This window comes from Anaerolineae bacterium, assembly GCA_035529315.1.
GTDB lineage: Bacteria > Desulfobacterota > Desulfobacteria > Desulfobacterales > ETH-SRB1 > Desulfaltia.
Window position 1 is genome coordinate 24,196 of record DATKWZ010000052.1, and the last position, 26,146, is coordinate 50,341.

The 26,146-nt window shown below is 40.3% G+C and carries 26 protein-coding genes; 19 read left to right on the forward strand and 7 right to left on the reverse strand.

Annotated features, from left to right (window positions below):
• Nucleotides 1-46: 46 nt before the first annotated feature.
• Nucleotides 47-643: an adenylyl-sulfate kinase gene (locus VMW78_09630; protein ID HUV51263.1), complete on the reverse strand. Its 597-nt coding sequence runs from the start codon at nucleotides 641-643 to the stop codon at nucleotides 47-49.
• Nucleotides 618-1,700 carry an aminoglycoside phosphotransferase family protein gene (locus tag VMW78_09635; GenBank protein HUV51264.1) on the reverse strand — a complete coding sequence of 361 codons (1,083 nt, stop codon included), beginning with the start codon at nucleotides 1,698-1,700 and terminating at the stop codon, nucleotides 618-620. The genes VMW78_09630 and VMW78_09635 overlap by 26 nt, the downstream gene beginning before the upstream one ends.
• Nucleotides 1,701-2,237: 537 nt before the next feature.
• Between VMW78_09635 and VMW78_09640 the strand changes: the two genes are divergently transcribed.
• Complete coding sequence (locus VMW78_09640) at nucleotides 2,238-2,555, forward strand: hypothetical protein (protein HUV51265.1); 318 nt, start codon at nucleotides 2,238-2,240, stop codon at nucleotides 2,553-2,555.
• Nucleotides 2,556-2,575: 20 nt separating this feature from the next.
• Nucleotides 2,576-4,273, forward strand: coding sequence for an AarF/ABC1/UbiB kinase family protein (locus tag VMW78_09645; protein ID HUV51266.1), 1,698 nt, complete (start codon nucleotides 2,576-2,578; stop codon nucleotides 4,271-4,273).
• Between the two features lie 19 nt (nucleotides 4,274-4,292).
• On the opposite strand, the gene VMW78_09650 is transcribed toward VMW78_09645, so the two are convergent.
• Together VMW78_09650 and VMW78_09655 are read right to left on the reverse strand one after the other, a co-directional pair.
• Nucleotides 4,293-5,969 (reverse strand): electron transfer flavoprotein-ubiquinone oxidoreductase, encoded by a 1,677-nt coding sequence (locus tag VMW78_09650; GenBank protein HUV51267.1) that lies wholly within the window; start codon nucleotides 5,967-5,969, stop codon nucleotides 4,293-4,295.
• A gap of 130 nt (nucleotides 5,970-6,099) precedes the next feature.
• Complete coding sequence (locus VMW78_09655; protein ID HUV51268.1) at nucleotides 6,100-6,981, reverse strand: deoxyribonuclease IV; 882 nt, start codon at nucleotides 6,979-6,981, stop codon at nucleotides 6,100-6,102.
• Between the two features lie 368 nt (nucleotides 6,982-7,349).
• Here VMW78_09655 and VMW78_09660 point away from each other — a divergent pair, with 368 nt between their 5' ends.
• The 5 genes from VMW78_09660 to VMW78_09680 all read left to right on the forward strand — a co-directional run bounded on the left by VMW78_09660 (nucleotide 7,350) and on the right by VMW78_09680 (nucleotide 13,946).
• Complete coding sequence (locus VMW78_09660; GenBank protein HUV51269.1) at nucleotides 7,350-9,236, forward strand: sigma-54 dependent transcriptional regulator; 1,887 nt, start codon at nucleotides 7,350-7,352, stop codon at nucleotides 9,234-9,236.
• A 29-nt stretch (nucleotides 9,237-9,265) separates the two neighbouring features.
• A complete protein-coding gene (locus VMW78_09665) occupies nucleotides 9,266-9,721 on the forward strand; it encodes a multiheme c-type cytochrome (GenBank protein HUV51270.1) in 456 nt (151 codons plus the stop codon).
• An 80-nt stretch (nucleotides 9,722-9,801) separates the two neighbouring features.
• Complete coding sequence (locus VMW78_09670) at nucleotides 9,802-11,886, forward strand: ATP-binding protein (protein HUV51271.1); 2,085 nt, start codon at nucleotides 9,802-9,804, stop codon at nucleotides 11,884-11,886.
• 5 nt (nucleotides 11,887-11,891) lie between these two features.
• Nucleotides 11,892-13,460, forward strand: coding sequence for a response regulator (locus VMW78_09675; GenBank protein ID HUV51272.1), 1,569 nt, complete (start codon nucleotides 11,892-11,894; stop codon nucleotides 13,458-13,460).
• 93 nt (nucleotides 13,461-13,553) lie between these two features.
• Nucleotides 13,554-13,946: a response regulator gene (locus VMW78_09680; protein ID HUV51273.1), complete on the forward strand. Its 393-nt coding sequence runs from the start codon at nucleotides 13,554-13,556 to the stop codon at nucleotides 13,944-13,946.
• 60 nt (nucleotides 13,947-14,006) lie between these two features.
• On the opposite strand, the gene VMW78_09685 is transcribed toward VMW78_09680, so the two are convergent.
• Nucleotides 14,007-14,873: a universal stress protein gene (locus VMW78_09685; protein ID HUV51274.1), complete on the reverse strand. Its 867-nt coding sequence runs from the start codon at nucleotides 14,871-14,873 to the stop codon at nucleotides 14,007-14,009.
• A gap of 713 nt (nucleotides 14,874-15,586) precedes the next feature.
• Here VMW78_09685 and VMW78_09690 point away from each other — a divergent pair.
• The 12 genes from VMW78_09690 to VMW78_09745 all read left to right on the forward strand — a co-directional run bounded on the left by VMW78_09690 (nucleotide 15,587) and on the right by VMW78_09745 (nucleotide 25,305).
• On the forward strand, nucleotides 15,587-16,360 hold the full coding sequence (locus VMW78_09690; protein ID HUV51275.1) for a universal stress protein: 774 nt from the start codon (nucleotides 15,587-15,589) through the stop codon (nucleotides 16,358-16,360).
• A gap of 75 nt (nucleotides 16,361-16,435) precedes the next feature.
• Entirely contained in the window at nucleotides 16,436-17,149 is a 714-nt protein-coding gene (locus VMW78_09695; GenBank protein HUV51276.1) for a Na+/H+ antiporter subunit E, read from the forward strand.
• Nucleotides 17,150-17,212: 63 nt separating this feature from the next.
• On the forward strand, nucleotides 17,213-17,704 hold the full coding sequence (locus VMW78_09700; GenBank protein HUV51277.1) for a Na(+)/H(+) antiporter subunit B: 492 nt from the start codon (nucleotides 17,213-17,215) through the stop codon (nucleotides 17,702-17,704).
• Between the two features lie 52 nt (nucleotides 17,705-17,756).
• A complete protein-coding gene (locus VMW78_09705) occupies nucleotides 17,757-18,659 on the forward strand; it encodes a sigma-54 dependent transcriptional regulator (GenBank protein HUV51278.1) in 903 nt (300 codons plus the stop codon).
• 53 nt (nucleotides 18,660-18,712) lie between these two features.
• Nucleotides 18,713-18,979, forward strand: a complete 267-nt coding sequence (locus VMW78_09710; protein ID HUV51279.1) for a monovalent cation/H+ antiporter complex subunit F — start codon at nucleotides 18,713-18,715, stop codon at nucleotides 18,977-18,979.
• A complete protein-coding gene (mnhG, locus tag VMW78_09715) occupies nucleotides 18,979-19,302 on the forward strand; it encodes a monovalent cation/H(+) antiporter subunit G (protein HUV51280.1) in 324 nt (107 codons plus the stop codon). The genes VMW78_09710 and mnhG overlap by 1 nt, the downstream gene beginning before the upstream one ends.
• A complete protein-coding gene (locus tag VMW78_09720; GenBank protein ID HUV51281.1) occupies nucleotides 19,299-19,544 on the forward strand; it encodes a hydrogenase subunit MbhD domain-containing protein in 246 nt (81 codons plus the stop codon). The genes mnhG and VMW78_09720 overlap by 4 nt, the downstream gene beginning before the upstream one ends.
• Complete coding sequence (gene mbhE, locus VMW78_09725) at nucleotides 19,541-19,825, forward strand: hydrogen gas-evolving membrane-bound hydrogenase subunit E (protein HUV51282.1); 285 nt, start codon at nucleotides 19,541-19,543, stop codon at nucleotides 19,823-19,825. The genes VMW78_09720 and mbhE overlap by 4 nt, the downstream gene beginning before the upstream one ends.
• A gap of 1 nt (nucleotide 19,826) precedes the next feature.
• Nucleotides 19,827-20,228, forward strand: a complete 402-nt coding sequence (locus VMW78_09730; protein ID HUV51283.1) for a cation:proton antiporter subunit C — start codon at nucleotides 19,827-19,829, stop codon at nucleotides 20,226-20,228.
• 2 nt (nucleotides 20,229-20,230) lie between these two features.
• Nucleotides 20,231-21,724, forward strand: coding sequence for a monovalent cation/H+ antiporter subunit D family protein (locus VMW78_09735; protein ID HUV51284.1), 1,494 nt, complete (start codon nucleotides 20,231-20,233; stop codon nucleotides 21,722-21,724).
• Between the two features lie 15 nt (nucleotides 21,725-21,739).
• On the forward strand, nucleotides 21,740-23,770 hold the full coding sequence (locus VMW78_09740; GenBank protein ID HUV51285.1) for an NADH-quinone oxidoreductase subunit L: 2,031 nt from the start codon (nucleotides 21,740-21,742) through the stop codon (nucleotides 23,768-23,770).
• Nucleotides 23,771-23,799: 29 nt separating this feature from the next.
• Nucleotides 23,800-25,305 (forward strand): proton-conducting transporter membrane subunit, encoded by a 1,506-nt coding sequence (locus tag VMW78_09745; GenBank protein HUV51286.1) that lies wholly within the window; start codon nucleotides 23,800-23,802, stop codon nucleotides 25,303-25,305.
• A 46-nt stretch (nucleotides 25,306-25,351) separates the two neighbouring features.
• Here VMW78_09745 and VMW78_09750 read toward each other — a convergent pair whose 3' ends face one another.
• Complete coding sequence (locus VMW78_09750; GenBank protein ID HUV51287.1) at nucleotides 25,352-25,783, reverse strand: SoxR reducing system RseC family protein; 432 nt, start codon at nucleotides 25,781-25,783, stop codon at nucleotides 25,352-25,354.
• A 218-nt stretch (nucleotides 25,784-26,001) separates the two neighbouring features.
• Nucleotides 26,002-26,146, reverse strand: a 145-nt coding sequence (locus VMW78_09755; GenBank protein HUV51288.1) for a 4Fe-4S binding protein, incomplete at its 5' end; no start/stop codon positions are given.

Sequence of the window (26,146 nt, forward strand, 5' to 3'; positions counted from 1 at the left end):
TCACGGTTTACGGTTCACAGTTTTTTTAACCGTGAACCGTGAACTGTTAACCGTGAACGGTTATGTATTGTCTGATTGCCTCTTTAACTTTAAGGGCATTATCCATAGCCGTGCCCGTGCCGTTATCGATAATGATTTCAGCCTCCGGGTTTTCTTCGTACAGGACATCCACTCCGATTACAGGCCCCAGATCTTTGAACTGAACCCCTTTTTCTTTTCGTTCCAGCGCCCGACGATACATTTGTGCCGCCACCAGACCTTTCTCGCGTTTAGATTCCCTTTTAATGCAGATTGAAAGAGGGCATCTGACCATCACCTCTATAAACCGTTTGATCTTTTTTCTCGCTGTTTCCCGGTACGATCGTTTATGGGCGGTCGCATCTATGACTACATTGATTCCGTTTTGCACACGTTCTGTTGCAAAATCAACCAGTTTTTCATAAACAAAATCACGTTCTTTGTCCGTATATTCAGGATTTTGAACATACTGCTTTCGTATGGCATCCATCTCAACCCGTTCGCATGTTATCCCATTATCGATCAACATCTCAAACACAAGTTGTGACAGCTTGCTTTTCCCGGACCCGGGAAGTCCTGTAAACCAGACAGCCCATGCTCTATTCGAGGTATCGGTTGATTTCATTTATATCCACTGTTTCTGTTGCCAAAATATTTCTTGTGAAGTTAAAAAGTTTTTTGCGTATATCTGCAGGATGATTTGGATACCATTCAGGGGAGGCTATTACAAGACATCTGAAAGCATAAAAAGGTTGTATGATTTTAAAGATTTCCTGATCTTTTGTCTTTTCCAAATATGTAGTCATATAAATATCGTGCAGTTTTTTGTAGTGACCATCTAATTTGCCGTGCTTCAGGAGAGAATAGAGCAGATAATTGATACTCAATGTGGAAACATCATCTGCTGCCTCTCCGTATTCTCCTCTGCTTCTGTCAAATGTAGAAAAATCCGTTCCTTTTCTAAATTTTATATTCCATGGGTGAAAATCTCCGTGTTCACGGCAAAGGCGGTGGGTATACTGTTTTAGCTTCCAGCGCCATTCAACACAAAGTTTTTCAATATCACAAAAAGCAGTGCCTGGGGAAAAATCGTAATTTTCCGGATATCCATCGATAATACCCATTATGCATTCGCCATGCCCTATAAGCTCTCTAATTTTTCTTGTATAAAGGTCCGGTTCATCTTTTTTTTGGCTGTGAATATCTGCCAGATACTCGCCAAGCGCCCTTGCTCTTTCCATATCAAGATCTCTTAGAGGCTCATTTTTAAGGCGTTTTAAATCCAAATAATAATCGGTTCCCTCGACCTTTTCCGTCAGCAGAAAATAGATATTTGCATCACGAACAGAACGAGCCAGCCCTTCGAGGTTAAAGTATCCGATATCAAGGGGATGAGCATGTTTAGGAAGGCGTTGGCCGGCATCATACTGAAACATCAAAACATTAGCCCGGTCCCACAGATACTGGTGGCCGTATTTATCCTTTCGCATTGTAGAAAACACCACCGATCTATCTCGACCTTCTTTGCTAAAGGTAACCAGAAATGTGTCGCCATATCCTAACTTTTTTATTGTATCAGTAAAGGTCCCAAGCTTTTTGACTCTAAGAATTTCAAGTTTTCCGCCAAAACGTTCTTCAAGGTATTCCTTTAGCGATTCGAGCTTGACAGGTATTGTTTCCATTGTTTTATTTCCTTACCATAGCATTAAAGCTGGCCAGAATATGCAATAGTTCAGCCACAAAAGCACCAACACACCAGAATTATAATATAATTCTCTTAAAATTCATAACTTGGGTCCGCCTGAGGCGGATTAACCACGAGAATATATTGCACAACAATCGGAATATGTAAAGTTTCTTGCGCAGGTGTATTTGTGAGAATTGTTCATGTGGGCGGTTTTATTTAAACATATACTGTAATGCTGGCGCCGAATGTTTTTTACAAAGTCTGCCGGGCAACAGCCCGTTAACATGTGATGCCAAGGTGCGGTTAGAAGGCTTAAACTCCTTGCAATAGCCTTGTATATATGTTAATTTATTAAAATAAAAGTTTGTTAAAAGTTACATCTCCAGGTCGCGCAGAATAAGCTATCTGATAGGGCCACAAAAATAGAGCTTGCAAGGCTTATAAACTATAAGGCGGCGTGGAACTTTGTGGCCGGCTTGTTTCATAAACCTGAAAACTTATAAAAAGATAAATTACAAAAAAGGAGTATGCCATGCTTAATCTTATTAAAAAGGCTATTTTTACCGGCATTGGCCTTGCCCTTAAAACCAAGGACGAGGTTGAAGACCTGGCTGAAGAGCTTGTAAAAAAGGGAGAGCTGTCTGAAAAGGAAGGGGAAAAGTTTGTTGATGAGCTTCAGAAAAGGTATGAGGATGCCCAGAATAAAATGGAAGAAAGGGTGGAGGAAACAGTAAAAAGGTTGATGAAAAAGGCGGATTTGGTAACCGCAGATGAGTTAAAGGGTTTGAAAAAAGAGATAAGAGAGCTAAAAAAGGCTGTCAGCGAAAAGAGCATGGAGCGTGGAGAGTAGAGCATAGAGCATAAAATATTATGTTTAGCATACGAAAAATCGGAGTAATAGGCCGTACCTATCGTCATCTGCAACGCTATCGCCGGATACTGACAGTCCTTTTTAAATATGGATTTGGCAATCTTATTGAAGTGTTGAAGATAGAGCAGTATCTTGAAATCGGTTTAAATATGATTTCAAAAAAACGGCGCGATCGCCTTGAAAAGCTTTCAAAAGCGGAAAGGGTCAGGTTGGCTTTAGAAGAACTGGGCCCGACCTTTATTAAGCTCGGCCAGATACTTTCCACCCGTCCTGATCTGATTCCGGTTGATTTTATTAATGAACTTTCCAAACTTCAGGATATGGTGCCTCCATGCTCCTTTGATGAAGCAAGCAATATAATCGAAACGGAACTCGGTTTTCCGCCCGAAAAGATATTTGATTTTATAGACAAGACTCCTCTGGCTTCTGCATCGATCGGGCAGGTTTACAGGGCCAGATTAAAGGATGGCGAAGAGGTCGTTGTCAAGGTTCAACGCCCGGGTATCAGGAAAATCATAGAGGTTGATCTCGAGATCATGTTCCATCTGGCAACCCTTATGGAACGTCACATAGAGGAGATGGCCCTGCACCGTCCGGTTAAAGTAGTCGAAGAATTCGCCAGAACAATTGGAAGAGAAATAGACTATAACATAGAAGCCTCAAACATGGAACGGTTTGCCGTAGAATTTTTGGATGACCCTACCATTTATATCCCAAAGGTCTTTCGAGATACAACAACATCACGTGTTCTTACAATGGAGTTTGTGGATGGTATCAAGGTGTCTGAAATTGACAAGCTGGACAAGGCCGGGCTTGACAGAAAGATTATCATCTCACGCGGAGCAGATCTATATTTACGTCAGGTATTTGAGCATGGATTTTTTCACGCAGATCCGCATCCTGGAAATATTTATGTGCTGCCGAACAATGTAATATGCCTGCTCGACTATGGAATGGTAGGCTCTGTGGACAGGCAGACACAGGAGGACTTTGTTGATCTTATCGATAATGTGGTACATAAAGATTCGGCACGAGCAACCCAGGCGCTGCTTAAACTTACCATATATGATGAAGATCCTGATGTTCGAATGCTTGAAAGAGGGGTGTCGGAATTCATGGGTCTGCACCTTTACAAGCCGCTAAAGGATATCGAAATCGACAAAATGCTTTATGGCCTGATTGAAATGGCTTCACGTCACAGCCTGAGAATTCCGGCCGATATATTTCTTATGATGAAGGTCTTCAGTACCATAGAGGGTGTTGGTCTTCAGCTGAATCCTGATTTTGACATGATAGCACAGGCAGCGCCGTTTATTGAGAAGGTGAAAAGCGCAAGGTTTTATCCAAAAAGAATTGCCGGCGATATTATTAGCCTTATATCTGCCACGTTTCAATTTTTTCAGCAGTTTCCTAAGGATACTCTTGAAATTACACGGCTGATAAAACAGCAGAAATTAAGCATCAGGTTTGAGCATAAGGGTTTTGAGCCTGTGCTTGAAACCTATAACCAGATAAGCAACAGGATATCCTTTTCGATTGTTATAGCATCACTTATTATCGGTTCCGCCCTGATAGTTTTTGCAAAAACCCCTCCGCTGTTTCACGGATTATCTATAATCGGCATTATAGGATTTATTTCTGCCGCGATGATGGGAATATGGCTTCTTGTGGCTATTTTAAGAAAAGGAAGGCTGTAAACCGTAAACAGTTATTAAATTACAGTAGCGTATAACCCGGGCCTTCTCCGCCCTCCGGGCATGTCCAGGTTATATTTTTATAAGGATCCTTTATTTCACACGTTTTACAGTGCAGGCAATTAGACGGGTTGAGTTTAAGCCGTCTTTGAGAGCTGTTCTCATCCGTCTCGATTTCGTAAACATTACCAGGGCAGAATCTTATACAGGGGCATTGATAGGTAATATAACATTCATTCATGCACAGATTTTGATCGTGGATAAGAATATGGCACGGCTGATCCTCTTTGTGCATGGTTTTTGACAGATAAACTCCTGTAAGTTTGTCAACATATAAAACACCATCAAAAAGCTTTTTATCAGGCTCTATCCCTTTAAAGTCTTTAGGGCCCGCTTTTGCAGGCCGCAGGGTTTTATAATCCTCTTCAACAGGCATTTTGTCATGTATCCCGCATCCTCTTGTGAAATACTGGGCGCCAAGATGGATAAATTTTACCAGCCCCTTTTTTGACATGGCCTGGGAAAAGTTTCTTCCTTCATAAACTTCTTCTTTTAGCAGGCTTTTTTCAAACAACTCATGATAATTATTGAGCGTTTCCTGCGTAAAGCTGTTTTTTTCATGAGCTTTTATAATTGCCTCTGCTGCCAGCATACCTGATTTCATGGAAACATGTATGCCCTTTAGTCCCGGAGTATTCTGCATTGACGCACTGCCGCCAATGAATACTCCGCCATTTACAGCGAGCCTGGGAATAGTATAATATCCTCCGGTGGAAACGGTCCTCGCTCCCTGTTCGACCACCTTGCCGTTTTGAATAATTTTTGATACCAAAGGATGATGTTTGAATTTAATAAATTCCTCATACAGATCAAGCATAGGGTCCTGATATGAAAGACCTGTAATAAATCCCAGAGCTGCTTTGTTGCCTTCCATTTCATAGATAAAACCGCCGCCAGGTGCGCTGATGCCCAGAGGATAGCCGAACGTATGGATATCATTGCCTTTGCTGGTCTTAAAATAGTTGTTTTCAGGCAGTTGTATAACCTCTTTGATGCCTGTTTCAAATGCCTGCGGCATTTTTCCGGAAAAGATATCAAATTTTTCTGCAACATTCTGCATAAGACTTCCCTTTGACCCTTCTCCGAACACAGTAACCTTGGCCAATATATCTATTCCCGGCTCAAAATTGCCTTTAGGCTTACCTTCTTTATCAAGCCCCTTGTCTCCCGTGCGTATTCCTATGATTGACTTATTATCCAGAGAGTAAAGAACCTCTCTTCCGGCAAAACCTGGAAAGATGTTTATTCCAAGCTCTTCGGCAATTTCCGCAAGCCATCTTGTAAACCGTGAAAGGCTTATAACGTAAAAGCCTTTGTTTCGCATATATAGCGGTGTATAAGGAAGGCTATAATAGCTTTTACGGGTCAGAAAGTAAAATTCGTCTTCTCTTACGGTTTGTTCAACAGGGCATCCTCTTTCAAGAAAATCAGGGATAAGTTCCTTTAGTGCAACAGGGTTTAAAACAGCTCCACTCAAAGCGTGCGATCCTATTTCAGCCCCTTTTTCAATAATAGCCACCTCCAGATTGATCCCCTTTTGTTTGGCTAACTGCATTAATCTAATAGCGCCTGCAAGGCTTGCAGGGCCGCCTCCAACAAAAAGCATATCAAAATCTATCTTCTCGTGTTCTATATTCATTTTATTTATAGCCTTTTATGATTGATAAACTCGTAAAAAGTCAAAAAGTTCTCTTTTCCGTCATTCCTGCCCCGCATCAAGTGCGGGGCAGGCTTATCAAGTCCGGCATGACGATTTCAAGACCTTTTTACTATAACATCGCCCTTAGCTTATTTAAATTGATTTTATCATAATCGCAAGTCACATTTTCTTTCGGGGTTTCAATAATCTTTGGAATATTTTTAAGCCTTTTGTCGTTCATAAAATATTCAAACGCTTTTAAGCCGATAAATCCCCGCCCAATATGTTCGTGCCGATCAATCCTTGTGCCCAGAGCCTTTTTTGAGTCATTTAAATGTATAAAATATAGACGGTTAATGCCTATTATATTGTCGAAAAGGTTTATTGTTTTACTGTATGACTCGATATTCCTGATATCATAGCCTGCGGCAAAGATATGGCATGTGTCAAGGCAGATGCCCATTTTTTCTTTATTTTCTACTAAATCTAATATAGATGCAAGCTGCTCAAAGGTATGCCCGATGCTTGAGCCCTGGCCCGCGGTGGTTTCAAGCAGGAGGCGTGAACTTATATCAGATGTTTGGGCAAATATCTCATTTATGCTTTCAGCTATCCTGATGATTCCCTCTTTTTCCCCTTTTTCCATATGAGAACCCGGGTGAAGCACGACAAAAGGGATGCCTAACATTGAAGATCTGATAAGTTCCTGTTTCAGCGCATGAAGGGACATGCCGTGCTTCTTGTTTTCATAACCTGCAAGATTTATAAGATATGAGGTGTGTGAGGCGATTGCTTTAATGCCGGTTGTTATTTTTGCCTGTTCAAAGAGTTCTACCTCCTCTTGCGTCAGTATGCGTTGCTTCCAGGCGTTTGAAGATTGCGTAAAAATCTGAATAGCATTGCATTTTAGCGCTTTTGCCTCATACAGAGCGTTGTGCATGCCCTTTGCAATTGAAAAATGCGCTCCAAGCAGGCAGGAGGCCATAGCATTTATCTCATTTTTTTGACGCATATTTTATATCCGATTTCATCAAATAAAACTATCAAAAAAATAAAAAACATCAATGAAAAAGATTATGTTTAGCTCAAACGCAGGCTTTGCTCGCTGCGAATACATGTGTGGCTGCTAATTCTGTTGACAATTTGCCGAATAATGCCCTATTAAAATGCCAAATGAGCTATTTGAAGATTCCCTGTAGTAAGCTACGGGGAATCTTAGACCATAAGGAAGTTAGCCGTTTTTAGATTCGCTCGCTATTGCGTTTCAGAATATGTATTTTGTTTGAAATAATTTATATAAAATATGCTGTTTCGCAACTTTAATCAAACAAACAATTTTAGAATCGGATTTCCGGAGTCGAAATTGGGAGGATAGGCGTTTTGAAGTTATTGCTTATAGATGACGAGGAAGGCATTAGAAAATTATTAAGCATATCTCTTAGAAACGAGGGATATGATGTTATAATGGCTGATAATGGACACAACGGTATTGAACTGTTTAAACAAAAAGCCCCTTCTATTGTTTTAACAGATATAAAAATGCCCGGGATAGATGGTATAGATGTTTTAAAAAGGATCAAAGAGATAAATCCGGATGCAGAGGTCATTATAATAACCGGGCACGGAGACATGGAAAAGGCTGTCAAGTCAATACAGCTTGGAGCTTCTGATTTTATAACAAAACCTATTAATGCGGACGCTCTTTCCAAGGCTCTTCAACGTGCTGAAGCAAAGTTGAAGGTCAAACAAACGCTTAAGCATTATACATTTAAGCTTAAAAAGGCGGTAAAGGAAAAGACAGTAGCGCTTGAAAAATCGCATAATGAAATAAAAACTCTTTGCGATATTACATGCAACCTCAGTGAAAAGGAATATCTTGCCGAAGCTTTTGATCTTATCATCGAGCGAATCAAAAATATATTTTCGTTTAAAGAGGCAATTCCCCTTGTTTTTAACGAAGTAAAAGACGAATTCATTAAGGTCAATGGTTATAGATGCTTGCAGGCAGAGGATAAAGAAGAAATTATATCTACCATTAATTCGATGCATTATCCAATGGAGATTGCCGAACTGAGCGCTATGGGCTATGGATGGTTAAAAAACTTTGAAAATTATAAGTCTTTATCTGTTGTCCCGATAGATAGAAATGGTGATATTGCCGGCGGAGTGATTCTGCTTGCATCTGAGGCTAATGTTTTTTCAGGAGATGATTTACGCTTTTTTTATCTTATGCTTTCGCAGGTTGCCTATGATATTAGAAGAATAGCGCTGAATGAGGAGAGGCTGAAGGGATTAGATGATAAGGTCGAAATGTTTTCAGGCTTTGGAGGCATCATCGGGAAAGATCACAAGATGCGTCAGATTTATAATTTGATTTTAGATATAGCTCCTACCGATGCAACAGTATTGATTCAAGGTGAAAGCGGGTCAGGGAAAGAGCTTATTGCGAGGGCAGTTCATTTGCATAGCCATAGAAAAGACAAGCCTTTTGTTGTTGTGAATTGCTCTGCATACCCTCATACATTGCTCGAAAGCGAGTTGTTCGGCCACGAGAAGGGAGCCTTTACCGGCGCAACACATAAGAGGATCGGACGATTTGAACTGGCGAATGATGGGACCCTTTTTCTGGATGAAATCGGAGAGATTCCTTTAATGTCACAGGTTAAGCTCCTAAGATTTCTCCAGTTTCAAAAGTTTGAGAGATTGGGAGGGCAGGAAACCATTGGAGTAAATGTCAGGATAATAGCAGCAACTAATAAAGATTTGCAAAAAGAGGTGGAGAAGGGAAGCTTTCGGGAGGATTTATATTACAGATTACATGTTATTCCAATAAATATTCCCCCTCTCAGGGTTAGACGAAACGATATATCTCTTCTGGTTGAATATTTTATTGAAAAACTGAACTCGCAAGGGAATAAAAAAGTAAAAGGAATTTCTTCCGAGGCTATGAGGCTATTATTGGGCTATAATTGGCCTGGTAATATCAGAGAGCTGGAAAATATTATTGAACACTCTTTTATTCTTACCAAGGATGAATATATTACCGAACAAAATTTTCCCCAGAATACGAGTTTTCCTATTGATAATATTGATAAAGATAAAAAAGAAAACATAAGCTCCTTTCAGCAAAACGAAAGACGATTTCTTGCAAGAGTCCTGGAAGAATACAGATGGAATAAATTGCGGGTAGCAAAAACACTAAACATCAGCCGCAGTACACTGTATGCAAAGTTGAAAAAGTATAATATTAATTCGGTTAATAAATAAGTGTTAATGGATTTTTTATGGAGCATCATATGGAGAGTAAAAATAAAGCTTATATGTCAAGAGGCTCTATCCTGATTGTCTTCCTGCTGATTTTATTTTCGTTTTTTTTATTTAATGCCGTTATTGCCGGACAAGAAAAGCAAGCAAAATATGTTGGAATGGAAAAATGCAATGACTGCCATTCCGAACACGTGACGAGCTATTATTCTTGGAAATACTCAAAAAGTTTCCGGATCATAAAGATGAGAAAAAAAGACAATGACTCAGGCTGTATACCGTGCCATACCACGGGATACGGAAAACAGGGAGGATTTACCAGTGTCCGGGAGACTCCGGGCATGATCAATAAGCAATGTGAAAGCTGCCATGGTCCTGCCAGCTTGCACCTCAAAGCTCCTACCAAGCGCGAACATCAAGAGACACTGAGTATTCCAAAGAACATTTGTACTTCCTGTCACAGCGGACACAAGCATCCGGGGTATTGAAAAAGGCTAAAATCAGTTTCCTGGCAGGTTCAGGCATCTATGCCATAATTTATTTTTAGGTTTGAGCGGGAATTTTCTTTATGTTCAGATGGGTAAATTTAAAGAGATTCATATCAGGAGGTTTAAGAACCAAGATAATATTAGGCGTGAGCATAATCCTGTTTACGGTGCTGGGCGCTTTTGGCTATTTTGATGTGATTTCCCAGGTTAATCGTTATACTGAAGAGAACAAAAAAATGGCCTTGGAAATAAGTGATACTGTTATGAAGAGCATAGAGTATCCCATGCTGGATGGCGAAATGGAGCAAGTTCAGGCCATATTGGAGAGGCTGGGCACCCTGGAAGATATGGAAGTAGTTCATCTTTGCGATGACACTGGTATTATCAAGCGTAATGGAACAAACCGTCATGATATCAACAGAAAAACCGTTTCTAAGATTACTCTTGAAGTGTTTAGCACAGGTAAATTAGCACAGGGTCTGGAAACGTTCCTTGAAAATGATGTAAATGTCAAGATATTGCGTTACGCCATTCCTGTCCATAATGAGAAGGCCTGTTATAAGTGTCACGGGGATGAAAAACCTCTCCTGGGGGTGTTGTCGGTTGGGTTTAGCTGGCGGCCGATTCAGAATGCGCTTGCCTCGGTGCGAAAGCAGAATATAATTTTAACTATTATATCCTTAGCAGTGGTCGCTTTTTCCCTGACCTTGTGGCTCAATAGATATACCGTTCGACCCATTGTTCAGCTAACTAAGGTCGCTGATGAGATTAGCCGTGTAAAATATGTCCATGAACTTGAGAAATCCCATGGGCGATCTATACCTTGCTGGAGGCTGTTGAGCTGTGACAAAACGGATTGTCCAGCCTATGAAAACAATGCTATTCCGTGCTGGTATATGATGGATACATTATGTTTTCGCGAGCCGTCAGGAATATTTCCACAAAAATTAGATCAATGTATGAAATGCTCTGTTTATCAGGATTATAAAGGAGATGAAACTGTTAGACTCCGGGATTCGTTTCAACACATGCTTTATAAGTTGAGATCTTATGAGAAAGAGCTCAGATTATCCGAGGAAAAATATAGACTGTTGTTTAATACCAATCCTGATCCCATTTTTATAATAGACAGGGATAATTTCAAAATTCTGGATATCAATGAACGGGTTATTGATACCTACGGTTATTCGAGGGAAGAATTAATTAAAATGTCTTTCAGCGATTTGGGACATAAACAAACCGGAGAAGTTATAGATGGGTTCCAAAAACTTTCCTCCAGCCAAAGGGGATTCTTTACGAAAAAAAGGCATGTGCATAAGGATAAGAGTGTATTCTATGTAAACATTACGGCTTGCCCGTCAAAATATATGGGGAAAAATGTGTTAATTGTGGCAACTACTGATATTACAAAAAACATACAAAAGGAAGCCCAGTTAGTACAGGCCAGCAAAATGACTACTATAGGCACCATGGCTTCTGGTATAGCCCATGAATTAAATCAGCCTTTAAATGTTATCAAAATTGGAAGTAATTTTATTGAGAAAATAGTTAAACAAGGTAAAAAAATAAATATTGAAGACTTGAAAAGCGTGTCTGAAGAAATGAGCAGTTATGTGGACAGAGCATCTGCAATTATTAATCATTTAAGGGATTTTTCCCGAATATCTCCTTCTGCTCGGTCAATGGTAGATATTAATAACCCCATCAGAGATGTATTTAAAGTATTGGGCCAGCAGATAAGATTGCATCAGATAGAAGTTGATCTTGAATTAGCCGAAGATTTGCCATCCATAATGGCTGATCACAACCGGCTTGAGCAGGTTTTTATCAATCTGGTAACCAATGCAGTGGATGCTATAGATGAAAAGGTCCACAAAATGGGGCCAGAGTTTGAAAAAACTATGACAATAAAATCATTTGTGCAGGAAAATCAGATTGTGGTTATTGTATCTGATACTGGTATAGGTATTCCCGGCAGCAATATAGAAAGAATATTTGAGCCGTTTTTTACCACCAAGGATGTAGGTAAGGGTACAGGACTGGGCATGTCCATAAGTTATGGAATTGTTCGTGACTATGGAGGAACAGTCGACGTAAGGAGCAAAGAAGGTGTTGGTACAACCTTTGAGTTGAGATTTCCTGTTTGTTTACACGCATCGGAGTAATTGATATGCCAAAAATATTACTGATTGACGATGAAGAAGGTATTAGAAAACTTCTCAGCATGTCTCTTAAAAGCGATGGATATGAAGTGATAGCCGCTGAGAGCGGACAACAGGGTATTAATTTTTTTAAAAAAGAATTTTTTCCAATAGTGCTTACTGATATAAAAATGCCTGGCATGGACGGCATACAGGTTTTAAAGGAGATAAAAAAAATTAATCCAAGCACAGAGGTTATTGTTATTACCGGTCATGGTGATATGGAATCCGCAGTTCAGTCTCTTCATCTGGGTGCATCAGATTTTATTAACAAGCCGGTTAGCGATCAGGTCCTTTCAGTTGCCCTTGAAAGGGCTGAAGATCGGCTGAAAACGAAAAAGATGTTGAACAGGTATGCCAATGAATTGTGGAAAATGGTAAAGGATAAAACAGAAGAGATAAAGAGAAGATATGAATTTGAGAATAAACTTGTACAGCGGTCGATTGATGGAATTATTGCCACTGACAGAGAAGATAATATTATAATATTTAACAAGGCTGCTGAAAAACTTTTTGGATATACCGAGAATGAAGTTAAAAGAGAAAAAAAAGCAGAAGATCTTTATCCCGTAGAGATAATGCAGAAGATCTCTGATGCTTTTTCAGATAAGACAAATTGTGCTAATGTTATTTTTACAGGACAGGATACGTTTTTAAGGGCAAAAAAAGGTGGATTAGTACCGGTCAGATTTTCAGGCGCGATACTTTATGAAGACGAAAGACCTATAGGCAGTGTTGGCTTTTTCCAGGATCTTAGAGAAATTAAACAACTGCAAAAAGAATTAATTCAGTCGGAAAGACTGGTAGCTGTTGGCCAGACAGTAGCCGGTCTTGCACACGGCATAAAGAATATTTTAAATGGCTTAAAAGGTGGGGTCTATATCGTTAACACCGCCTTGAAAAAGTCGCCTGATAGCTTTGCCGGTTCTGGTGCAGAAAAGGGGCATCCGGAAAGCAAACTAAGAACAGGTTGGGACATGGTGGAAAGAAATATTAATAGAGTTTCTGATCTGGTTTTGGGTCTTCTCAGTTATTCAAAGGAACGTGAACCGGAATATGAAAAATATGATCCAAATATTATTGTGGATGAAGTCTACAATCTTATGGAGTCAAAGGCTAAAAAAAATGATGTTACACTGATAAGGAGCTTGGACAAGGAAATAGGCGAAGTTTATCTTGATCCAAAAGGGATACACACCTGTCTTCTTAATCTGGTTTCAAATGCGATTGATGCCTGCATTTTTGACTCTGATACAGAAAAAAATTGGCAGGTAAAGCTTGGGGTGCATCATGACAAGGAAGGCGGTGTGATTTACGATGTGGTTGATAATGGTTGCGGTATGGATCAGGAAGTTAAAGATAGAATTTTTACCGAATTTTTCAGCACAAAGGGAAATCGTGGCACAGGCCTTGGGTTGCTTGTATCTCAAAAGATCATTCATGAGCATAAAGGAACCATGGAGGTGGAATCGGAACCAGGCAAGGGCACAAGGTTTTTAATCAGGCTCCCGAAACAAGAATTTACAGAGAAAGAATAATTTTACTTGTAATATTTTATAAATTTATTGTATTATTTTAAATATAGTTACAAATATGCTTTTAAAGGTCTCATAGAACAAAGGAGGAGTATTATGGGTAAAAAGGTTCTGATTGTTGATGATGATACTGATATAATAACATTTGCGTCAAGCGTTATAGAAAACAGCGGCTATACTCCGATAACCGCATTAAACGGCGAAGAAGGTATTAATAAAATTAGAGCGGAAAAACCGGACGCAATTATATTAGATGTATTAATGCCTAAAGAAAGCGGGATTAAGATGTACAGGGAAGTCAAAACAGACCCCGCGTTTAGTGCTATTCCGGTAATAATACTTTCCGGAATAGCTCAAAGAACCTTTACCCGTTCTCAAAAGGCCCTTGCAGAGTTTGAGGGTCAAGACGTACCTGAACCGGATGCCTATCTGGAAAAACCGGTTGAACCGGAAGAACTGGCGGCAACCCTAAAGAAGTTCTTGTCCTGATTCGAATGTAAATGTAGTCGAGTGGTTAATGACGCTGCCACTCGACTGTTTGACGAGGTTTTAAGGTATCAGCAGTGTTGGAAATTCAGAAGTTTCTGTTATTTTCTGAGATACACTGCCAAGCCAGCGTGCCCGCCAGGCTCCCTTTCCTGTTGTACCCATGACAATCATAGTGGCGCTGTGTTCACGCGCGGCGGTTTCAATCTGTGAGGCCACGTCACCCATGTAAAGATGAAAATCCGCTTCAACCCCTTCATCTTCAAAAGTTGTGCAGACATCTTTCAGTCTTTTTTTATTTTCCTTTTGAATCTTCATAAGGTCAGCTTTTGATTTGCCCTTTACAACATCATCACTGATAACATGTATTACCACCACATTTTTTACAGCCTTTTTTATATCTATTAACTGTTCCAACGCCCTTTCGCATGGAGATGACCAGTCTGTTACCAGTAGAGGTCTATCAAATGGCTTATCATTAACCCTGCCTGACGGCAGCATATATTTAAGAACCAGCACAGGAGTTTTTGACCGCCTGAGGAGTTCCATTGTGGTTGAACTTGCAAACAGTTTCTCTAATTTTGTTCTTTTATAAGCTTCTGTTACGATGAGATCTACACCTTCTGTTTCAGCCGTTGAAAGAATTTTTGGGAGGGGATCTCCAACAACCACATAGGCGCCGCATTCCATTCCTTTTTCAAATACGCTTTCCGCCCAATCAATAAAACGCACATCTGCCATTTGTTTTAATCTAACATCTTCATCTTTAAGGTAACCTGTCCCACGATGCATGGCAACTGCTTCTCTGTTTATTACATGGAGAAAAACCACATGATTAAGCCCGGCCTTTCTTAGTTCCATCAATGATTCCAAGGCATCAAACCACAGTTCATCAAAGTTGGTTGCAAACAGCATCTTTTTAAATTTCATATAACTTCCTCCTAAACTTATGGATCCCATTTTTAAATTTTATAAAGATAATCAGAAAGTGTTTAGATTGTCAAGTTTTTATTGTGTGTCTGAGCATATGTATTGTATGGGCAAACAGGTAGTATAAAGACAATAATGCAGCAGAAAAAAAATGCATAAAATTTTACTGTATGATATTGCGGCAAGAAGTGTTCGTTATTTGTACACAAAATTATGTAAAGATATAAATATGTTCCTAAACATAACTATTTTTTGTCCAGTTATTGGACAGATTGTGTTAGGATCATTGATTGCACTTTGTTTTTGAGCTCAAAAATATTAAACAAAACAGTTAGATATGAATTGCAACCGAAAAGGCATGAATGTTGCAATACTTTAATTTTTATATCATGTTTAATGATAATGAACTCGTAAAAAGTCTCGAAATCGTCATGCCGGACTTGATAAGCCTGCCCCGTACTTGATACGGGGGCATCCAGAATGCATTGAGTTTGCTGGATAGCGCTAATGGTTAGCGCTGACGCTTTACTACGTGTCCGGCTGGAGTTTATCCCGCACTTGATGCGGGGCCGGAATGACGGAAAAGAGAACTTTTTGACTTTTTACGATTTTATCAATGATCGATAAGGTCGGTATAGATTCTTAGAGCAGGCATTATATGTATTTATGAGTTTTCATTATTGACTGCGTATAAACTATGACATAGGGAAGTTATGGACGTAAAAAAAATTGTTTATGCTACAAATTTAAGCGAGCCCACCTTTCGTGTGCTGGATGGATTGTCGGGTCTCAAACGTCTTGGTTTGCAAGAGATTGTTCTTCTTTCAAACAACGCAAGTCCTGATCTGTTTGAGGCATGGAAAAAGAGATTGAGTGATTTAGGGATACATGTAAGCATTAAAATTGATCCATGCAAACTCTCCGCAAGTGTTTTAAACATAATTCAAAAAAACAATATATCACTTATTATATTGCATTTTAATAAAAAAGAGAATCGAAGAATATTTGGCGGTTCAATTTTAAATGATATTATCAAGTCCACTAATATTCCTCTTCTTATTGTCGATAAGGACGAAAAAGGATTAAATTTTAGTTCAAAAGGAATGTTTGAGCGTGTTTTGTTGACGGCAGATTGGTCACCAGAATATGAAAAGGCATTGCAACAGGTACTCGATTTTAAAGAATTAATAAGTGAACTCGAACTTGTAAATGTAATATTCGAAAAATTGAGCATGCGCGATGTGCAACAGCTAATGGAAGATATGATTAATACCCGTGAAATGTGTTTAAAGCTCGGTGTTTCAACAGAATACCACATGTATGCCGGAGAGATTAGTGAAGAAATCCTGCGCGCTGCTCATGAATATGAATCTACTGTGATAGTTATGGGCGCAACACGCAGGCAGAAGTTTAAGGATATTTTTTTAGGCAGGCCGGTGTGTAGAGTAATAGAAAAAGCTCCGATACCTGTGTTGCTGGTTCCTTAAGCGTATTTGGATTTGTAATAGCATCTGTAAATCGAGCTATTTTTTTAAAATAAAGATGGAAAAAAGAGGAACAGAATGGAAGTAACAGTACTGGTTCAAGCCACATATAAGTCATTTGAGATGCTAGGCGAAGCAAGAAATAAGGCCAGGCAGATATTGGATACCGCCGCCAGACTCACATCCGAGACCCAGGCTGTGCATCGAAAAAGGGTAGAGGCAATATTTACAGGCGCCAAACAAAGAAAAGCCGAAGCCACCAGGTTTATTGCAACATTTATTATTATGTTCGGTTTCTGGCTGCTTTTGTCAGGAAAATATGATTTATTTCATATCAGCATCGGAGTTCTTTGTTGCGGCCTGGTGTCACACGTATCGCATGGTCTGCTTTTTGCCAATCCAAGGGCCGGGGATATGCGTGTTATAGTTAAGAGATTTATTGTTTATATCCCATGGCTAATGTATCAGATTGTCCTGTCCAACCTGCATGTTGCAAGGCTGGCCCTGTGGCCCAAAAGGCTTATTGATCCGAAGATAATTGAGTTTAAGTCAAAACTGGAAAGTGATATCTCGATGGTTACTCTTGCTAATTCGATAACCCTTACCCCTGGCACTATCACAGTAGATGTGAAAGACGGTGTATTTTATGTGCACGCTGTCAGCAAGAAGGTGGCGGAAGATCTTATGACCGGCGAGATGGAGGACAGGATCGCTCATATATTCATGGAAGCCGACCATGTGTATGTTCAGGATGTTCTTGATATGGCGCCTATCTTTGTAGAATTAAAGTAGACGAGTTATGATTAAAGATAACTTTTCATATTATTATAATTTGGAGAATTGAGGCTTGGCAATATGGTAATTAAACATACAGTAGACATGACCAGACAATCGGACGATGTTATTGTTAAGACACTTTCCAGGTTATTAATACCCTTTATGCAGATTTATGCTCTCTATGTTATCGCGCACGGGCATTACAGCCCTGGAGGAGGATTCCAGGGAGGAGTAATTTTAGGGGCAGCATTAATTCTATTGGTAATAACTTATGGGCTGGACAATGCTTTGCGCATGATGTCAGAAAGATTAAACACCGTTTTCTGCAGCCTTGGGGTCTTTATATATGCTGGAATTGGGTTGTTATGTGTAATACTTGGCGAAAACTTTCTGGATTATAAGGCGCTTGATCAGTTTCTGCATGTTGGGATACCCCAGGCAAGATCTCTCGGCATTCTTGGTGTTGAGACAGGTGTGGGAATCGCTGTCATGGCTGTTATGCTCTCAATCTTTTTAGATATATCTACCGGAGGGCTTCCTTCGACAAAAGATCAGAATCAATCTGATTAACATTTAAGGGCTAAGCTTGAGAATACAGGACACTAATAAAGGATCTGCAAAGATGAAGCAGATCTATAATATGATATTGAATCTTGCTCCCACTGATGCCACAGTTTTGGTTTGTGGTGAAGAAGGAACGGAAAAAGCATTGGTGGCAAGATCTATTCATTTAAACAGCGCGAGAAAAAACTTCCCCTTTGATGTGTATAACTGCTCGGCTTATCCGCAGTTTATTGTAGAAAGCGGTCTTTTGGGCCATGAAATAGGCGCCTTTGAAGGGGCGGTATCTCAGAAAAAAGGATGTCTGGAACTAAATAATGGCGGGACAGTGTTTTTGTGTGAGATTGACAAAATAGCTCCTTTGACCCAGATCAAACTTCAGGAATTCTTGCAGGATGGATCAATAAAAAGGCTTGGAGGAAAAAAAACTATAAAGACAGATGTCAGGATAATCGCCGCTGTTAATACTGATCTGGGAAGGGAGGTAGAAAGCGGAACTTTTAACGAAGAATTTTCTTATATGTTGAATGTGATTAATATACATATACCTTCTTTGAGGCAGAGGAAAGATGATATCCCCCTTTTAGTAGAACACTTCTTAGAAAAGCTGAATGTAGAAATAGGAAAAAAGGTTAGAGGTGTTACATCCGATACCATGCAGATATTAATGGACTATTCCTGGCCGGGTAATATCAAGGAGTTGGAAAACTCAATACAACACGCTTTTCTTCTGACAGAGGATGAAAAAATCGAGCGTGAATTTCTGCCATCTCGAATCTTAACTGATGTTTTGATAGAAAAGGATGAAGGGATAAGCTCTTTTGAGGAAAATGAAAAAAGATTCCTTATGAAAATTTTGCAGGAGTGTAACTGGAATAAATTACAGGTTGCAAAACAGCTCAATGTGAGCCGCAGCACACTATATGCAAAGCTGAAAAAGTATAACTTAACAACAAAACAATAAGTTGGCTAACAAGCTGATTGTAAGCGAAGCGAACTAAGTTCAGGAGCAGCGATATGGAAGATTTTTATTTAGGCGTCAGCATTTTTCTTTGCTTGCTTGTTTTAGTCTGTTTGTATCGGGTAGTATTTGGACCGACTATTATTGACAGGGTTGTAAGTGTTGGAGCAATCGGCACAAAAACGCTGGTGGTACTGGCACTTATGGGATTTATCTACGGCAGGATAGAGATGTTTTTGGATATCGTCATGGTTTACGCTATTCTGAACTTTATCGGGACACTGGCGGCAGCAAAGTACTTTGAAGGGAGAGGTGAAATTTGATGGAAGTTGTTAAAACAATATCCATTATTTTGATTTTGATAGGATGTTTCTTTTTTACTACCGGCACTATCGGTCTGATACGTTTCCCGGATTTTTATTCAAGGATGCATGCCACCGGAAAAGGAGACACCCTTGCAGTGCTCATATGTCTTGTTGGTCTTGCATTATATCATGCCTTTAACCACGGAGCTATTTTAGACTGTATTAAGCTGGTCGTTATTGCTGTTTTTATATTTTTAGCTAATCCTACGGCGACTCATGCCATTTCCAGGGCCGCTTTTCGGTGTGGTGTTAAACCTTGGATCAGGGGGGAAAACAAATGATCTGGCAACTCGATCTTATTCTCTGTATCTTTGTCATTATCTGCGCGATTGCAGCTATCACTATTAAGGATCTTTTGGCTGCTGTTATTATTCTTGGCGCTTACAGCTTTTTTATGTGTATCCTCTGGACTGAGATGGGGGCGGTGGATGTTGCTTTTACCGAAGCATCCGTAGGTGCCGGAGTTGGAACAGTATTGTTTATTGCGGCTGTCAGTAAAACAAAAAGGAGGTCAAAGGATTGAAAACTATCGCGATACTCATAATAGTTTTAACAGGAGGATTGCTTATATACGGTGTTGAAGATATGCCTGATTGGGGCGATCCAAATTCTCCCGCCAACGCCTATGTTTCACCGGAGTATATCAAGGATTCGCTGAAAAAAACAGCAACTCCCAATATGGTTACTGCTGTTCTGGCTGATTACAGAGGATATGATACCATGGGTGAAACCACTGTTATTTTTACTGCCGGGATCGGCTGTATTCTGATGTTAAGAAAAAAACGCAAGGGAGAAGGAGCCTGATATGCTTGAGTACATTGTCAGTAAATACAACTTCTGGGCGTATGTCATTTTGCTGCTCATCGGGCTTTATGCAATGGTGGGCAAGAAAAATCTGGTTAAGAAGCTGATCGGAATGAATATATTTCAGTCTGCTGTGATTCTCTTTTATGTTTCCATCGGCGTAAAGAAGGGGGGAGCGACTGTTCCGATATTTCTGGGGGATGCACATGCGGCGCACGGACATGCTGTTATTGATGCCGCCAGTTATATTAATCCTCTTCCTCATGTACTGATGCTTACGGCTATAGTGGTTTCCATTGCTACAACAGGCGTTGCCCTTGCGGTGCTTATACTGATTTTCAGAAGATATAAGACCTTAGAGCTTGACGAAATTATGAAAATAAGAAAAGACACTGGAGTTTAGATATGGCAACACATTTTCCTGCTCTTTTAATAGTTATTCCTTTAATATCCGCTCTTTTTGTGCCGGTTATTGGATGGTGGAAAAAAGGACTGTGCTACCCATTGGTCGTTGCCGTTCTCGTTGTTCCACTTATATCAGCTCTTGGCATTTTAAATAGAGTAATAGAGAGCGGGCCATTTTCATATTATCTCGGAGGATGGGCTCCTCCGTGGGGTATCGAGTATGCATTAGATTATCTCAATGCATTTGTCTTGGTAATAATAACGGCTATTAGTCTAATAGTTTCCATATATTCCAAAAAGAGCGTTGAAAAGGAATTGCCCGAAAAAGTTGTTCCATTCTATACACTTTTCCTTCTCCTTGTTACAGGCCTTCTCGGAATAGTTGTAACAGGAGATCTTTTCAATGTGTTTGTATTTTTAGAAATCGCTTCTCTTTCATGTTATGCCCTAATGGCTATAGGCAGGGATGGAGCTCCTTTTGCAACGTATCGATATATTATGATGGGTACAGTCGGGGCCTCGTTTTATCTTCTTGGCGTTGGTTACTTATATATAGTAACAGGGTCGCTGAATATGGCAGATGTGTCAAAACTGTTGCCACCTCTCTATGATTCTAAGGTTGTACTGACGGCAGGCATCTTTATGATCGTGGGCATAGGCCTTAAGATGGCGCTTTATCCTTTGCATGCATGGGCTCCCAATGCATATGCCGATGCTCCTTCAGCGGTCAGCGGCCTGGTTGCGCCCTTAATGACAAAGGTGGCGGCATACATGATGATACGGGTTATGTTTACTGTTTTTAAGCCCGTTTTCTTCATAGAGATAATTCCTGTGGCAACCATACTCACCTGGCTGGCGGCTGTTGCCGTAATCCTTGGTTCAATATATGCCATCGCCCAAACTGATCTTAAAAAGATGCTGTCTTACTCAGTTGTGGCTCAGATCGGATACATTGCTTTGGGAATAGGGCTGGCAAACAAATCCGGTCTTACCGGTGCAGTGCTCCATATTCTAAATGAAGCTTTTACAAAAGGCTGTGTGTTTCTGGTAGCAGGGGCTATCGTCTATAAAATGGGCGCTTGCAATATTAATGAATTTAAAGATTTATATAGAAAAATGCCGTTTACTATGTCGGCCTTTCTGATCGGTGCGTTTTCTATGGTCGGCATACCGCCTACATGCGGTTTTTTCAGCAAGATATATTTAATCATGGGTGCAATTGCTGCCGATAAATGGATTTTTGTAGCTGTTCTGTTATTTAGCAGCATTCTCAATGTAATCTATTTCTTTAGAGTAATACAGATCGCGACATTTGAAACACCAATGCCGGATTATGGCCGCGATAAGGCTTACGAGGCAGTTTACATGGATGAAGTTCCTTTAAGTATGCTTATCCCTATACAGATTATGGCTGCAGGGATACTGTTGTCCGGTATTTTCAGCTCAAAGATTATATCAACGGTAATTCAATTTGTAATACCTGTAGGTTTCTAAGTAGGAGGACTTTACGTGGATACGTTGCAAATAGCATGGTTATGTGTATTTTTCCCCTTTATGGGTGTGGTTTTCATCTTCCTGCTTGCCAAGGTACATCCTAAGCTAAGAAATGCCGCGGCTGTACTTTTCCCCTTTTTATCCGCCCTGGGCAGCCTGAAGCTCTTGACGCATCTGTTTCATCCGGAAACATTGCCTCTAGAAAGTTCTGTGAAGTGGATTGAGATACCCTTTGTAGTGGAATTCGGGGTATTGGTGGATCCGCTCAGCATTATTCTGACAACTGTCGTTGCCGTCATAAGCTTTATTATTATTGTGTACTGCCTTGGCTATATGAAGGGAGATCCGGGCATAACCAGGTTTTTAATGTTGGTAAACCTTTTTATCGGAAGTATGCTTCTGTTGGTACTTACGAATAATTTGCTGTTTCTTTTTGTTGGATGGAAACTTGTTGGTTTGTGCAGTTATGGTTTGATCGGTTTTTATTACAGGGATGAGAAAAAATACTGGATAGGTGGTCCCTCTCCAACCAAGTTTGTTACCCCAACCCACTGCGGATTAAAAGCATTGGTGGTAACAGGCGTGGGAGATCTTATCATGTTAGGCGGCATACTAATTATATTTTACTATGCCAAGACCTTGAATATCATGGAGATTTACACTACAGCGTCAATCTGGATGCCTGAAATGGCCAAGACGCCCGGTATAATCACATTAACTACCGTGCTTCTCCTTGCAGGCCCTATTGGTAAATCAGCTCAGTTTCCCTTTCATGAATGGCTTCCGGAAGCCATGGCAGGTCCGGGTCCGGTTTCAGCTTTGATTCATGCGGCGACCATGGTTAAGAGCGGGGTTTATTTGGTAGCCAGGTTTATTCCAATCTTTTATTACGGCTACTGGGTGGCCGGCATCAGTGAAGCTTCTTTGTTTTTTACGATTGTAGCATGGGTGGGTGTTATTACGGCATTTGTTGCGGCAACTCAGGGCATGGTCGCCTTAGAGCTTAAAAAGGCCCTTGCATTTTCCACTGTAAGCCAGATCGGCTATATGTGGGTGGGTCTGGGCATGGCCGGCTTGAGCGGATCAGTGTTATTAGGCGGAACCACATCCGGAATATTTCACCTTGTAAGTCATGCTGTGTTCAAGGCATGTCTCTTCCTGTGCGCCGGTTCTGTAATACATACTGCTCATTCAATTTACATGAACGATATGGGTTCAATGAGAAAGTATATGCCGCTAACCTGGATTTTTATGCTGATAGGCGCTTTATGTTTGATGGGGATTCCGCCTCTGCCGGGTTTCTTCAGCAAGGATGCCATCTTACTTTCCGCTCTGGAAGCCCATCAAATACCGATATTTATTATTGCCGTCATTACCGTAGTTTTAACGGCATTTTACACAACACGCATGGTCGGTATGGTATTTTATGGACAGGAGAGCAAACAGATAAAACATATAAAGCAGGAAGGAGGACATCTTCATGAGGCCTCCCCAACCATGTGGGTTGCGTGCGGTGTTCTGGCTGTAATCATTGTGGCACTTGGCCTGGTAGGGCCGCAAGTAGAGCATCTCCTAAAAGAAGGATTTAAGACCAACCTGGTTGGAACCCTTTCTTTACCGCTTATACCTGGAGGAGAACATGCGTTTAATTATCATACACTTGTTTTAGTGCTGTCTATAGGGTCTATACTGTTAGGTGCCATACCAGCCTATATGATGTATATTGCCAGAAAATGGGATCCAAAGGCTATTGTGGAGGGAAATCCAATTATACATTTCTTTCATCAGTTCTTCTGGAATAGATGGTTCATTGATGCTTTTTATTTAAAAGTTTTTATGGACGGGATTTTTAAACTGTCGGACATTGTGGCTTATACTGTTGAAGAAGGGTTTGACAATTTCGTCCACAGGAAAATTCCGACTTTTTTTACGCAGAGATGCCCTGCGGTGATGTTTAAACTGCGGACCGAGTCGGATGATCTTTTGTATAATATATCCTATGTTATTATTGTCTTTGTTTGCCTGTTGTTTGTGGTATTAAAATAATTTCTTATGACATTACGGGGATAAAATAGATGTCTCATATTCTTTTGCAAATAATAATTGTTCCGCCGATTGCTTCTTTATTTATACTCTTGACCAGGCACCTGATAGGAAGAAAAGCAGGATGGATAGCGGGTTTTAGTCTTTTATATTCAACAGCACTTTTAGCTATGGCATGTGTAAGAGTCTATCATGGTGAAGTAATTGTTGAAGAATATCCCTTTATTGATTCGGCGATCACCTTTGGTCTTCTCGGCGACGGGTTGAGTTTGCCGGTCGCGTTGATAATTAACGGCCTTTGCGCTGCTCTTGCATTTTATGCAATACATTATGTAGATCACAGAATAGAGGCAATATACGGTGATGTGGATGAGCGGACATATTTAAACCACTATACACGATTTTATTTCATGTTCCTTGGTTTTCCTATGGGTTTTATGGGCGTATGCCTTGTAAAGAACTTGATAGCGATGTATTTTTTTCTGGAAGTGCTACCCATTCCGCTATATTTTATTATGGCTACTTTTGGGTATGTTGACAGAGTAAGAGTGGCTATGATCTGTTTGATGTGGGCTGTTATCGGAGCGTCATTTTTTATCGCCGGATTTTTGATGACTTATAGTCAGATCGGAAGTTTTAATATCTCGGATATGAGTGCTCTTGCAGGGAATCCGATGACTTTCTGGATTATATTTGTGCTTCTTATTGCAATACTGATAAAAATGGCGGCTGTGCCTTTTCATGTTTGGATGCCATGGGTCCATGCAGAGCATCCCACGTGCATAGCTGGTCTTCTTGCTGTTTATGCAAATGTTGCGGCCTATGTATTGTTACGAGTAATAGTCTTCCCGCTACCTGCCGATTTTAAAGCATTTTCCATCCCTTTAATGGTAATGGCGCTTGTAACAATGGTATATGGTTCCCTTCTGACTATGGCGCAAACAGATGTAAAACGTTTTGCCGCCTGTTCAACAATAAGCCAGCTTGCATATTCGCTTCTTGGCATATCAGCTCTTACTATAGCAAGCATTGAAGGAGGTATGTTCTTTTTCCTGGGACACATTATGGGGAAAACATTACTCTTTTCAACGGCAGGAATACTGGTTTATACGACAGGGACAAGGGATATGCGGCAGATGGGCGGACTTGCGCAGAAAATGCCCATTACAGCGGCGCTATGGATCATGGGAGCATTGATGCTTTCCGGTTTTCCGCCGATGAGCAGCTTCCCCGCGGAATGGATTATGTTTACAGGCATATTTGAAACAGGAATTCAGACCATGCCCACCGGACTTATGGTGGCCATTTTCGGAGCCGGCGCAATTATACTGACGGTTGCCTATACGTTCCGGTCTGTGAAGATAATATTTTTCGGCCCGTTAAATCCGGATCTGGCGAACGATAAAATCAAGGATCCACCTTTAACAATGAGTATTCCGCTTCTTATGATAGCAGGCGTATCAATTACGCTGGGATTGTATCCTAAACTGGTTCTTAATCTTTTTGATTATGTGATAGGTGGGATAGCGATCCCATAGAAGTGTAATGTCGAACAAGGAATTTCGAAAAGCTAAAACGGCACTATTATTTTAGGATTCTAATGATTTTGGGTTGATATGCATCTTTCTTGGATAGCTCCCTTCCTTTTGCTTTAACAAAGAAAAATGCAGCAACTAAAAATAAAAAACCGACAAGCATCGAACATATTGATTTGTCATAATTAATTATCAGCGCAATTTTATCGCCGATAATTACCCCCAGGATTAAAAATAAAACAGGAATCATATAAACAAGGAAAGATACTTTTAATAATGAAGATGTTTCAAAACTTATAGTAACCCTGTCATTAACCTTTGCTCCCACAGCATTTATTGCTTCCACCTCTACATCATCAGACACTCCAGCCGTATTACAGAAACCTTTTGCCGAGCACGACTCACACGCGGCGCATTTGGCGCATTTAACCCATGCTGTAGTAGAATAAACCTTCGTTATAATGCCTTCTTGAGTTGCCAAAATATCAGCCTTTATCGTGAGACCTTTGCAAAACGCCCCCTTTTGCCCAATTTCTGCGTCAGGCTCAAATTTTAATCCTCGAAATACCCAATGTATGTCTGCGGTTAAAATTTTCGCCTTCCTCGAACTTGATCAAAATTGAACATTTTTCAAAGGCCTCTGGTTTTATGTTCAATATTCATAATAAAAAAACGGCACACTGAATAAGAAACACGATTTTATATTCCCACTGAATGCAACGAATCAACGATCCCTTCGAGTTCTGCAAATATCTGCTTCTCGTTGAAATGTTTAACCTGTGCCGCACCGCTCGGGCAGAATCCGGCACAACTTCCACATCCTTTGCATAGGGCTTCATTGACC

Bases quoted from the DNA above. Each gene is read 5' to 3' on its own strand.
- VMW78_09630 (HUV51263.1), bottom strand. From the start codon at position 643: ATGAAATCAACCGATACCTCGAATAGAGCATGGGCTGTCTGGTTTACA.
- VMW78_09635 (HUV51264.1), bottom strand. From the start codon at position 1,700: ATGGAAACAATACCTGTCAAGCTCGAATCGCTAAAGGAATACCTTGAA.
- VMW78_09640 (HUV51265.1), top strand. From the start codon at position 2,238: ATGCTTAATCTTATTAAAAAGGCTATTTTTACCGGCATTGGCCTTGCC.
- VMW78_09645 (HUV51266.1), top strand. From the start codon at position 2,576: ATGTTTAGCATACGAAAAATCGGAGTAATAGGCCGTACCTATCGTCAT.
- VMW78_09650 (HUV51267.1), bottom strand. From the start codon at position 5,969: ATGAATATAGAACACGAGAAGATAGATTTTGATATGCTTTTTGTTGGA.
- VMW78_09655 (HUV51268.1), bottom strand. From the start codon at position 6,981: ATGCGTCAAAAAAATGAGATAAATGCTATGGCCTCCTGCCTGCTTGGA.
- VMW78_09665 (HUV51270.1), top strand. From the start codon at position 9,266: ATGGAGAGTAAAAATAAAGCTTATATGTCAAGAGGCTCTATCCTGATT.
- VMW78_09670 (HUV51271.1), top strand. From the start codon at position 9,802: ATGTTCAGATGGGTAAATTTAAAGAGATTCATATCAGGAGGTTTAAGA.
- VMW78_09675 (HUV51272.1), top strand. From the start codon at position 11,892: ATGCCAAAAATATTACTGATTGACGATGAAGAAGGTATTAGAAAACTT.
- VMW78_09680 (HUV51273.1), top strand. From the start codon at position 13,554: ATGGGTAAAAAGGTTCTGATTGTTGATGATGATACTGATATAATAACA.
- VMW78_09685 (HUV51274.1), bottom strand. From the start codon at position 14,873: ATGAAATTTAAAAAGATGCTGTTTGCAACCAACTTTGATGAACTGTGG.
- VMW78_09690 (HUV51275.1), top strand. From the start codon at position 15,587: ATGGACGTAAAAAAAATTGTTTATGCTACAAATTTAAGCGAGCCCACC.
- VMW78_09695 (HUV51276.1), top strand. From the start codon at position 16,436: ATGGAAGTAACAGTACTGGTTCAAGCCACATATAAGTCATTTGAGATG.
- VMW78_09700 (HUV51277.1), top strand. From the start codon at position 17,213: ATGGTAATTAAACATACAGTAGACATGACCAGACAATCGGACGATGTT.
- VMW78_09705 (HUV51278.1), top strand. From the start codon at position 17,757: ATGAAGCAGATCTATAATATGATATTGAATCTTGCTCCCACTGATGCC.
- VMW78_09710 (HUV51279.1), top strand. From the start codon at position 18,713: ATGGAAGATTTTTATTTAGGCGTCAGCATTTTTCTTTGCTTGCTTGTT.
- mnhG (HUV51280.1), top strand. From the start codon at position 18,979: ATGGAAGTTGTTAAAACAATATCCATTATTTTGATTTTGATAGGATGT.
- VMW78_09720 (HUV51281.1), top strand. From the start codon at position 19,299: ATGATCTGGCAACTCGATCTTATTCTCTGTATCTTTGTCATTATCTGC.
- VMW78_09730 (HUV51283.1), top strand. From the start codon at position 19,827: ATGCTTGAGTACATTGTCAGTAAATACAACTTCTGGGCGTATGTCATT.
- VMW78_09735 (HUV51284.1), top strand. From the start codon at position 20,231: ATGGCAACACATTTTCCTGCTCTTTTAATAGTTATTCCTTTAATATCC.
- VMW78_09745 (HUV51286.1), top strand. From the start codon at position 23,800: ATGTCTCATATTCTTTTGCAAATAATAATTGTTCCGCCGATTGCTTCT.